Raw genomic sequence first — 10,547 nt, forward strand, 5'->3', positions numbered from 1 at the left:
GACGGGGTGACCGCGTCTGGACTGACCCCGTTCGTCGCGGTAACCGTGAACGTTGCCGGACCCGCCGCCGTCGGGGTGCCGGAAAGAACCCCGGTGGTCGCGTTCAAACTCAACCCGGCCGGCAGGGCACCGGAGGACACCCGGAACGTCGGCGCCGGATTGCCGGACGCCGCGAACGTGTACGAGTAGGCAGTGCCGACCGTGGCAGTGGCCGGAGGCGTGAACGCGGTGAACACAGGCGGTGCCGGTGCTGGGTTAACGTGGATCGCGATGGGTGGGGTGACCGCGTCGGGGCTGACCCCATTCGTGGCGGTGACCGTGAATGTTGCGCTGAACGGGGCAGCGAGTGCCGCTACCCCTACCGTGTTGGCGTTGCGCGGGAGCCCGTAAGCATCCTGGATCAGGCCAAGCATGCTGTAGTGATTGACCGTCTGCGTGTAGTTGCCGGGGATGACGTTGGCCCCGTTGAAGAACGTGGCGATTTTGTTCGGGCTTACCGACGAATCGTTTTCATCCCAAGTGGTGATCAGCAGTGAGTTGTGGGTTTTGGCCCATTGCAGGTAGGTGTCCATGTGGTTCATTGCCCACGTGTCACCGGTGCCGACAGAGCAATCGTGCATGCTGTTGCAACTGTCGGGGACGACAAAGGACACGGTCGGCAGCGTTGTGAAGTCAGTCGGCCAGGCGCTGTAATCGAGGCGTTCCGATGACGGGATGGATGCCCAGTTGTTCCATGGTGAGTGATAGGCAAGGTAGTTCGTTCGCGAGGTCTGGCCTTCGGCGAATCCCGTGAAAGTTCTGCCTGCTGCTTTTAGCTGGCCTTCAAGCATTGTGGTTGTGAAGCTATGCGGGTAGCTGTCATCCGTGATCCCCTGCGTGGAGCCTGAGAAGAACGCGAGGTAGTTCGGCTGGGAGGGGTGGGCTTCCGCGAATGTCTGAGTCATGTTGGCGCCCGATGTAGCGAGGGAGTTCAGGTAAGGTGCGCTGGGGTTGCCGAGGATGGAAGTGTCCTTTTGGTTCTCGTCAATCAGGATGACGATGTGGTCCCATGTAGCGACGGTCGTGGGGGTCCCGGAAAGGACCCCGGTGGTCGCGTTCAAACTCAACCCGGCCGGCAGGGCACCGGAAGACACCCGGAACGTCGGCGCCGGGTTGCCGGACGCGGCGAAGGTGTAGGTGTAGGGGGCACCGACCGTGGCAGTAGTCGGCGGCGTGGACGCGGTAAACACCGGGGCCGCCTGGGCGGTGCTCGCCGTGATCGTGATCGACGGGGTGACCGCGTCTGGACTGACCCCGTTCGTCGCGGTAACCGTGAACGTTGCCGGACCCGCCGCCGTCGGGGTGCCGGAAAGAACCCCTGTAGTGCTGTTCAGGCTCAACCCGGCCGGCAGGGCACCGGAAGACACCCGGAACGTCGGCGCCGGATTACCGGACGCCGCGAACGTGTACGAGTAGGCAGTGCCGACCGTGGCAGTAGTCGGCGGCGTGGAGGCGGTAAACACCGGGGCCACCTGGGCGCCGCTCTTGACGATGACGTCGTCGACGTAGCTGTCGCCCATCTGGCTTGTGTGTTCGGATCCGAGCTGCACGGTCGACAAGGTGGTGAATCCGGTGCTGACCTGGTTACTGGAATAGACGAGGACGCTGTCAAACCACACCTGTATCGTTGTCGCGCTTGTATTGGGGACGATCTGCATGACGACGTGGTGCCAGGAGCTGAGGGGGATGCTGGAGGACAGCAAGCGTGTGTAGACGAAAGCGCCGGTAGGCGACGTTACACGCAGCCAGAGCTGGCCATTGCTGTTGTAGCGGTATACGTCTGCGATCCGCGTGGTTCCGGAGAAGAACCGGAAATAGGGTACGTCACTGCCGGTCAGGCCGGCCGTGGTGATGTTGAACCAGCCGTCTGCGTAGGCGGAAGGGGTTCCTGCCGGCAGGGGGGCAGTGAGGTATGCGAGCGAGCCGGCGTCGGAGGTTACGTGGAGGTAGGCGGCGCAGCCGCCTGTGTGTGCCAAAACTGAGGAGACTGTGGCGGTTCCGGTTCCGGCGGTTTGAACGATGAACGGGGCGAGGCTATCTGATTCGAAGTTGTCGGCCACGACGGTGGCACCAGGGTACGGGTCGGTCGGTGCGGGCGTGGTGGGTTGGCAGCTTGTGGTGGCTGCGGAGGCGATCTCTGCCGTGGGCATGCCCGTTCCCAGCAGGGGCGCCAGAAGCAGTCCGATAAGGCCCAGCCTTGCTAAGAACCGCATCAAGTCTCCCCCGCATTGATAGCGCCTGTTGTGGCTGGCGCCCGCTTGCCGCATTGGCCGAGATGGCGGCTAAGTCCGGAGCCTATCGGCCCGGCAACCTGCGGGTCACCAGTGGGCGCTACCTGTCTGTTGGGCGAAACTACCGGGGTTCCTTGGGCCTCAGAGTGGTCGTGTCAATGTGGGGTGCATCCCGAGCCCCTGTCATCTCAGTCTTTCCTCCAGCCCGGTAGCCCTAGGCCATCTGGCTCGGAGCCACTATTTCTCGTGCCACGAGAATTGGGGGCACATTCCGGCGAGGAGAATCCAGCCACCGCGGGCGGGCGCCTCATGGAGACTAATGCGGCCCGTCCTCATCACGACTACGACGCGTTTTTGTCGAGGCTGGACGCCGCTGCTATCGAAGCCGACCCCGGTTCCCACACACCAGCGCGTCCTAGTCTGACGGCCCGGGTTTCAAGCCGTTGACGTAAGCGCCTTGCCCGACGACGGGCGCCCCAATCTGGTCAACGGTCCGCTGAGCCAGACGTCAGGCGTCAGGCGTAGACGCGGACCCAGTCGACCTGCATCTGGCTCGGTTTGGTGGCGGTCCCGTCCGGGAACCAATCCAGTTGGATGGTTTGGTGCATCCCGGCCGTGGGCTGGTGCGCCGGGTCCGTGTCGGTGAACCATGGGACTCCGTCGATGTAGCCGGTGATCCCGGACGGGGTCCACTGGACCGCGTAGTTGTGCCACTGGGTTGTGTCGATCGTCTGGGCCCTCTGGGTCTGAAAGTTCGAGCCGCTGCACGCGTAGTGCAGGAAGAACTTGATCTTGCTCGTATCGGACGTTCCTTCGGCGTAATCAATCTCCGCGCAGTTGGGCGAAGTGTTGTTGTTCGGCCAGAGAATCAGGACTGGATGGTATTTCGGATCCCGGTCGCTGGTTCGCATCCGGGCCTCCCAGCGACCGTACTGCTGCTCGGCAAACCTGGCCGACATGCCGCCGGTGGTGCCGGCGACTGCGCGGGGTTCACGGTGATGGTCAGCAAGGGGGTGACCGCGTCGGGGCTGACGCCGTTCGTGGCGGTGACCGTGAACGTTGCCGGGCGGGCCGTCGTCGGGGTCCGGACAGGACCCCGGTGGTGGAGTTCAGGCCCAGCCCCGCGGGCAGGGCACCGGAGGAGACCCGGAAGGTGGGGGTCGGGTTTCCTGTTGCGGCGAAGGTGTAGCTGTACGCGGCGCCCACCGTCGCCGTCGCCGGGGGCGTGGCCGCCGTGAACACCGGCGCCGCGGGCGGGGGCGGGGCGGGCAGAATCTCGATCAGAGACATATTCCACTTGTCCGTAGTCGGAGCGGTGTCATTGATTCTCACGGACGACGGCGCTGTCGCGGTACCGGGCGCTGCCTGGCGTTGCGTCCAGAACGTCTCACCGTTGCTGGCAAGGAACTCATCTACCTTAGTTTGACCTCCTCCGACTGTACGGGCGATGGCCCTGCTCCAGTCGTTTCCCACGCCCCAGACCCAGGAGCCGGTACGGGTAGTCGTGAGCGAAGCGCTGGGCCCACCCGTGGGACCGTTGGCTCCCTCGACTGCTCCCTCGGTGGCCGTGTCCGCGCCCGTGAACGCGGCGACCGTTATCGACGCCTAGTAAGACCCGTTGTGCGTGGCCGTCACGCTTGCGTTCGTGAGGATGCTGCTCGACACGGCCTGCCAGATTTCAGCCGTCCCATACTGAACGTTGGTCCGTTTACGCAGGCGCCAGGTGAGCCCTCCAGGCCGAGCCCATCGGAACGAGTCAGGAGTCGCTACTTCCTGAGTGGCGGCTACGTGATAATACCCGGTTCTTACTCGTCAGAGCCTTCGCGTTACTCGCCCCTGGCTCTTCAAATATTCCTCCAGGGCCTAGGCTGGTTTCTGTCTGTTGCGCCCGGATTGCTCGGGCGCCCTGAAGCTCCGAGAGCGAGATGATTATGAGCAGTTCCGAGACAGTTTTGGCAGGCCTGGAATCCGAGCTCGACTGGCTGCGGGAAACGTACACCCGGTTGCACCGGCATCCTGAACTGAGCTTCGAGGAGCACGAGACGTCGAAGATTGTGGAGGAGAACCTCACTGCATTCGGCTATTCGGTGACCCGTATTGGAGGAACGGGCGTGGTCGGCGTCCTCGCGAACGGTGTCGGCCCGGCTGTTCTGGCGCGCGCCGACATGGACGCGCTCCCCGTCACGGAGGCCACAGGGCTGCCCTATGCGTCGACGGTGAACGGGATCATGCATGCGTGCGGTCACGACCTGCACGTCAGTGCACTGCTCGGAGCCGCCAAGCTCATGGCGGACGGACGTGGAGCCTGGTCCGGAACCTACATCGCCCTATTTCAGCCGGCCGAAGAAGTCGGGGCAGGTTCCCAGGCAATGATCGACGACGGACTTGTCACCAAAGTGCCACGACCCGACGTCGCCTTTGCCCAGCACGTGATGCCAATACCGGCGGGGACGGTCGCTACCACCGTCGGACCGGTCCTCTCCGCCGGCGATTCGCTCAAGATCACGGTGTATGGGAAGGGCGCGCACGGTTCGATGCCGCACATGTCCGTGGACCCGGGGGTGCTGGCCGCCTCGATCGTGCTCAGGCTGCAGTCGATCGTCTCGCGGGAGACGAAGCCCGGCGAGTTCGCCGTCGTCACCGTGGGGGCGCTCAATGCCGGGGCGACATCGAACATCATCCCGGACCGCGCCACGCTGCTGCTGAACATCCGCACCTACGACACCGAGCTCCGGGCCGGTGTGCTCGCCGCGATTGAGCGGATCGTCAAGGGCGAGTGCTCTGCCGCCGGATCCCCCCGGGAACCTGAGTTCGAGTATTACGACCAGTTCCCGCTCACCAGCAACGACGTAGCCGTGACAGAACGGGTGCGGGCGGCATTTACCGCCCGCTTCGGGGCAGAGGTTGTGCGCACGGCGGAGCGGCAGACGGCGTCCGAGGACTTCAGCCGCATTCCGGACGCGTTCGATGTGCCGTACACCTTTTGGCTCCTCGGCGGCGCGGACCCCGATGCTTACCGCGCTGCGGCTTCGAAGGGAACAGTGGCCCGGGACATCCCGGCGAACCACTCCCCCTCCTTCGCCCCCGTGATCGACCCGACCCTCTCCATGGGCGTCCAAACCCACGTCGTCGCCGCGCTGGCCTATCTCTCCCGGGAGGGGTGACACCCTGCGGGAGGCCGGGTGCCCTTGAGTGCTGACCCGGTTCGCAGCTTCCTCTTCCCTTGGCGGCGCTGGAGGGGGATGATCGGCTTCAGGTGCGGCAGGTGCGGCAGGTGCCCGGCGGGGAGGTTTCAAATGTCCCGGAATCTGGTGGTGTGTCTGGATGGGACCGGTGCGCAGGTGCGCGCCAGGGGCAACACCAACGTCGTCCTGCTGTATGAGCTGCTCGATCATTCCGATCCGACTAAACAGATCGCCTACTACGACCCTGGGGTCGGGACGTTTGCGTCTGCCGGGGCGTGGACTCCTCTCGCCAGGGCGATCTCGCGGGTGGGCGGGCTCGCGTTCGGGTGGGGTCTGCGGCAGAACCTTGGGGAGGCCTATGCGTGGCTGATGCAGAACTGGGCGCCTGGGGATCAGATTTTCATCTTCGGGTTCAGCCGCGGCGCCTATACGGCTCGTGCCCTCGTGGGAATTCTTCGCGCCATCGGCGTGATGCGTCCAGGCTCGGAGAACCTCGTTCCGTATGTGGTCGCCACCTATGCCCGTCGGGGCGGTGAAGCGAAGATTGACTGGGACGAGGTACACCTCACATCGGAAGTGTTCGCACAGCACGTGGACGGCAAATCGACGGTGCCGGTGAAGTACCTGGGCGTGTGGGACACCGTCAAGGCCGCAGGGTTCCTCCGATGGGAGATCCGCTGGCCGTTTACGCGCGAACTCCTCAACGCCGTGCGAATCCGCCACGCAGTGTCGATCAATGAGAAGCGGGCCCCCTTCAAGGAGTACCTGGTCGACGCCCGCACGGACGGATCCCTGGAAGAGGTTTGGTTCGCCGGTGTGCACAGCGATGTCGGAGGAACCTTCGTCGACAAGGCACCCGCCGGCCAGGCAGCGCGCCCGGGGAAGCCGGCTCCTGCTCCGCGGCTGTCGAGAATCGCCTTGAAGTGGATTATCGAGGGCGGAATTGCCGAGGGTCTGTTAGTTCGACCCCGCGCCGTCGGGGCCGCCTGCGCAGTCACCCCTGCTGACGCGACCGCGGAGCTGCACCGCCGCGGCCGGGCATGGGTGCTGCTCGGCACCCGCAACAGGAAGGTCCCCGCCGGCGCCTCCGTCCACGCCAGCGTGAACACCCGTGCCGTGGCCGATCCAACGTTCAAGGCACCCGCCAATGTGGTCTGGGCCGATCCGGACTGGGCCGGCCAACAAGCGGCGCCTGCGTCGGCTCGGGCTGAGCAGTGACTGCCGCGAGGAGGGACCGGCCCGAGCCCGTGTTGCCGGCCCGGCGGCTGCTTCGTGCATATGCGTTCGATCCGATGTCGACCCGCCTGTCGGGCAGGTTCCTCACGATCGACATCCCGTTCGAAAGGGACCTCAGGCCCGGCCCGGCCGGCCGGCTCTTGCAGGTCGTCGACTATGACGTGGCCCGTGACCTCTGGTATTTGCCGGTTGACTTGAACGCCGCCGCAATCCTCGCCCAACGGGGTATGCGCCCCTCGGAAAGCGATCCAAGAACCCATCAGCAAGTCGTCTACGCCGTGGCGATGAATGTGATCGAACGCTTTGAACGATTCGGCGGCTTCCGCTTCCGCTGGCGTGGCGACGACAAACTCCGCCTCGTCCCGCATGCGTTCGAGGGACGTAACGCCTACTTCGACAAGGATCGGCGGGCTGTCCTTTTCGGCTACTTCCGTGCCGACGTGAGAGACCCTGGAGCCAACCTGCCGGGCCAGATGATGTTCACTTGCCTGTCCGTTGACGTGGTCGCCCATGAAGTCACTCATGCCATCGTGCACCGGATGCGCAAGTACTTTTCCGAACCCACGCACCCGGACGTGCTCGCATGGCATGAGGCAATCGCCGACCTCGTTGCGCTGTTTAACCACTTCGGCTTCCCCGAAGTGGTCTCCGATGCCGTAGCGAAATCGGAAGGGACACTCGAGAAGGGGTCGGCGCTGCTGGATCTTGCAACCGAGTTTGGCGCGTCCACCGGCCGTGGTGCGGCACTGAGGTCCGCGATCGGATCCCCCCGCACCCCGGACGCGTTCCTGACAGCCGTTGAACCACACGATCGCGGGGCGTGCTTCGTCGCCGCCGTCTTCGACGCGTTCATTGACACCTACAAGTCCCAGATCGCCGATCTCCGGCGCATCGCCAGTGCAGGCACCGGGGTCCTGCCGCCGGGATCGCTCCCAACAGACCTGGTCAATCGCGTCACCGCCACGGCAGCGATGAATGCCGACCGGTTCCTGGAAATGGTGGTCCGGGCGTTCGAATACCTCCCCGTCGTCGACGTGACCTTCGGAGATGTCGTCCGGGCAATCGTCACCGCTGACCAAGGACTCTACCCCGACGACGCCGGACACCTCAGGGCAATTCTTGTCGAGGCCTTCCGTCGGCGCGGCATCTACCCGCCGGGAGTGACCTCTCTCGCTGATGAGGCCCTCGTCTGGTCCAAACCTCCACTGGACATGAACCTGAGAGACGGGATCAATGCCATCGACCTGGCACCCCTCATCCTGGAAGCAACACTCGACCTCGACGCCGGCAGCACCGTCTATTTCGCCGACGACTCTGACACCACTCCGGCCTCCGGGGATACTGTTCCCGGTCGTGCTGTTCCCGGACACGCGGCACATGGCCAGTTGACCTCACAGCCCGATGCCAGGCACCTTCAGGAGCTCATTCGCGACTGGGGCGTGGAACACGCCTATGAACTTGGCCTTGACAAAGCCGCAGGAAAGATCGAGCTGGTCAGTGCCCGAGTCGTCTACCTATGGGCCTCCGACGGGCAACCCCGACCGATCGTCGCCATCCAGTTCGCCCAGCGTCGGGACGACCTGGAAGATCAGCGAACCGACGAAACCGGCGCCCAGATCCCGCCAAATCAACGCGCAGCGATTCGCGCCGGCACCACCGTCATCGCCCGCGTGGACGGCGACGTCGAATTCCTCGTCACCAAACCGCTGCCGCTCTCGGACCGCACAAAACTCGACGACCTGCCGGAGGACATCAAAAGGTGCGCACTGGACTTCGACAGGACCGGCACCGAACGGTTGCGGTCGATCCGCGACTGGATGGGCGACGTCGAAGACATGGACGCGCTCTCGGCGTGGACCGTCGAACCGGCAACCCTCCGGCTCTCCTTCGAGCGCCTGCATGCCGGCCAAGACGGGGCCTGAGCATGACAGCGTCCTCCGTAACCGTCCGCATGTACGACGTCGGCTTCGGCGACGCCTTCCTGATCACGGTCAAACAGGGCGATCAGGCCTGGCGGATGCTGGTGGACTGCGGCGTCCATAGCCTGGGCAAGGCGCGGCCTCTCCTCGACGTCGTGCATGCGATCATCTCCGACCTCACCGAGGCGGCCGCACCGGGAGGACCCCCCACTCTCGACGTGGTGGTGGCAACCCACCACCACGCCGACCACATCACCGGATTCGCCTACGACGATTGGGAAAAGGTCCAGGTCGGCGAAGTATGGGTGTCGTTCGTAGAAGACGATTCCGACGACGACGCCAAGAGGCTCAAGAGCGGGCTCGTCCGCGCAGCAACAAGCCTGAACACCCTGATCGGTCGTGCGCCCGCAGCGCTGAACGACGAAGCACGAACCCTGGCTCTCGGGATTGCCGGCGCTCTGGCCCTGAACTCGCTGGGCAACGAGGACGCCATGGACCGCCTGCTCGGACGCAACGGCAAGCACTTTCTCAACGTCCCGACGGTCCGCTACTTCCCGGACAGGATCGCCCAGCTCAACGTCATCCGCACATCACTGCCGGATGTCACTGTTCATGTCCTCGGACCCTCACGTGACCCTGAACAGCTCAAACTCATGGACCCTCCCACGTCCGCCCGCTGGCTTGCCATGCAACAGGCTTTGGACGCCGAACCCGAGGGCGACTCCGCCGGCAGCCAGACGCCTGCTGAGCCCCTTTTCGCCGGGATCTACAGTGTCACGCCCGACGAAGTGAGCCACGACATCGGAATCGAACTTCTCAGCACCTTGGCAACCCTCAACCTCGCGGCCCTCCTCGACGACGCGAGCGAACTTCTGGCAGCGGCCTCCATCCTCGAGCGCTCCGTCAACAACACCAGCATCTACTTCGTTCTCGACGTCGAGGGCACCAGGCTCGTCTTCGTGGGCGACTCGCAAGAAGGCGCCTGGGACCATGTCCTTCAAGACCCGGCGGCCCGCGCCCTCGTGTCAGACCCTGCCTTCTACAAGATCGGCCACCACGGCTCCCACAACGCCACCCCACGCGATTACGTCACCAGCGCCATCGGCAACCAGGGAACCTACGCGATGCTCCCCTATGGGAAAGTCGAGCAGTGGGGCGATATCCCGAACGAGGCACTGCTGGGCGCATTGACCACCATGAACGCTCATATCGTCAGGGCTGATGCCCCAGTCGCCGACGCCCGGGTTCACGTCGGACCCGGCAACCTCTGGAGCGAGATCACTTTCCCCGCGACGTGAACGAGACAGACCTCGCCAGAAGTCCGGCACGGCGATGTTTTTCACAGCACCGGCAAATGCGTCCAAATTGTCGGTGCCTCCTGATTTGCTAGGGGTATGGATAACAGAGCAGCCTCGAGTGTGGACAGCGGTGTGGAAAGCAGGGAAGCGGTGGAGGCCGTTGCCGCGTCTGTTGCTGTGCTGGCGGGCTTGCTCGGGTCCGGCGCGGACGGCCCGGACCGCTTTGATCCGGCCGCCGCCGACCGGGATGCTGGCGCCCAGCGGGATGCTAATCGGCTGCGGGATACGGGTGGCGTGTGTGGTGGTGATCCGTTGCGGGATTTGGCGGATGCGTTGTTGGACGGGTTGGCCGGGGTGGCCCGGTTGGAGGCCCGGACGGCGGCGCTGAAGGTTCAGCTGGCCGCCGACTACGCGCGGGCGGCCAGGTTCCTGGCCCCGCCGGCGGGATCCGTGCGGGACCGCGCCGGGCAGGAGATGGCGCTGGTGGCCGAGCTGGCCTGTGTCCTGACCGTGAGCGAACGCACCGCCGGGGCCTTCTTGTCCGAGGCCCGGGCCTTGACGACGGGGCTGCCGCTGACTCTGGCGGCGTTGCGGGCCGGGACGATTTCCTGGCAGCACGCCCGGATCCTCGTCGAGGAA

The 10,547-nt window shown here is 64.9% G+C and carries 7 protein-coding genes and 1 pseudogene; 5 read left to right on the forward strand and 3 right to left on the reverse strand.

What is annotated here, in order from left to right; all coding sequences use genetic code 11:
* The 3 genes from BLR03_RS25100 to BLR03_RS23035 form a co-directional block, all read right to left on the reverse strand.
* Positions 1 to 2,252, reverse strand: a 2,252-nt coding sequence (locus BLR03_RS25100) for a putative Ig domain-containing protein (RefSeq protein WP_139184656.1), incomplete at its 3' end; no start/stop codon positions are given.
* A gap of 533 nt (positions 2,253 to 2,785) precedes the next feature.
* Positions 2,786 to 3,229, reverse strand: coding sequence for a glycoside hydrolase family 16 protein (locus tag BLR03_RS23030; RefSeq protein WP_091256808.1), 444 nt, complete (start codon positions 3,227 to 3,229; stop codon positions 2,786 to 2,788).
* Positions 3,230 to 3,272: 43 nt separating this feature from the next.
* Positions 3,273 to 3,560 (reverse strand): putative Ig domain-containing protein, encoded by a 288-nt coding sequence (locus BLR03_RS23035; RefSeq protein WP_091256810.1) that lies wholly within the window; start codon positions 3,558 to 3,560, stop codon positions 3,273 to 3,275.
* A gap of 641 nt (positions 3,561 to 4,201) precedes the next feature.
* Between BLR03_RS23035 and BLR03_RS23040 the strand changes: the two genes are divergently transcribed.
* From BLR03_RS23040 to BLR03_RS23060, 5 genes and pseudogenes are all read left to right on the forward strand, one after another.
* The gene (locus BLR03_RS23040) at positions 4,202 to 5,434 is read left to right on the forward strand and encodes an amidohydrolase (protein ID WP_091256816.1); all 1,233 of its coding nucleotides are present in this window, start codon (positions 4,202 to 4,204) and stop codon (positions 5,432 to 5,434) included.
* Positions 5,435 to 5,566: 132 nt separating this feature from the next.
* Positions 5,567 to 6,673 carry a T6SS phospholipase effector Tle1-like catalytic domain-containing protein gene (locus tag BLR03_RS23045; protein ID WP_091256812.1) on the forward strand — a complete coding sequence of 369 codons (1,107 nt, stop codon included), beginning with the start codon at positions 5,567 to 5,569 and terminating at the stop codon, positions 6,671 to 6,673.
* Positions 6,674 to 6,747: 74 nt separating this feature from the next.
* Positions 6,748 to 8,613: a gluzincin family metallopeptidase gene (locus BLR03_RS23050; protein ID WP_139184657.1), complete on the forward strand. Its 1,866-nt coding sequence runs from the start codon at positions 6,748 to 6,750 to the stop codon at positions 8,611 to 8,613.
* Positions 8,614 to 8,615: 2 nt separating this feature from the next.
* Complete coding sequence (locus BLR03_RS23055; protein WP_091256815.1) at positions 8,616 to 9,908, forward strand: MBL fold metallo-hydrolase; 1,293 nt, start codon at positions 8,616 to 8,618, stop codon at positions 9,906 to 9,908.
* A gap of 96 nt (positions 9,909 to 10,004) precedes the next feature.
* A pseudogene (locus tag BLR03_RS23060) lies at positions 10,005 to 10,547 on the forward strand (endonuclease); the annotation flags it as partial.

The sequence above is a fragment of the Arthrobacter sp. ok909 genome, assembly GCF_900104405.1.
Classification (GTDB): Bacteria; Actinomycetota; Actinomycetes; order Actinomycetales; family Micrococcaceae; genus Arthrobacter; species Arthrobacter humicola.

Excerpts from the sequence above, each read along its gene's own strand:
- BLR03_RS23030 (WP_091256808.1), bottom strand. The coding sequence starts at position 3,229 with ATGTCGGCCAGGTTTGCCGAGCAGCAGTACGGTCGCTGGGAGGCCCGG.
- BLR03_RS23035 (WP_091256810.1), bottom strand. The coding sequence starts at position 3,560 with ATGTCTCTGATCGAGATTCTGCCCGCCCCGCCCCCGCCCGCGGCGCCG.
- BLR03_RS23040 (WP_091256816.1), top strand. The coding sequence starts at position 4,202 with ATGAGCAGTTCCGAGACAGTTTTGGCAGGCCTGGAATCCGAGCTCGAC.
- BLR03_RS23045 (WP_091256812.1), top strand. The coding sequence starts at position 5,567 with ATGTCCCGGAATCTGGTGGTGTGTCTGGATGGGACCGGTGCGCAGGTG.
- BLR03_RS23050 (WP_139184657.1), top strand. The coding sequence starts at position 6,748 with ATGTCGACCCGCCTGTCGGGCAGGTTCCTCACGATCGACATCCCGTTC.
- BLR03_RS23055 (WP_091256815.1), top strand. The coding sequence starts at position 8,616 with ATGACAGCGTCCTCCGTAACCGTCCGCATGTACGACGTCGGCTTCGGC.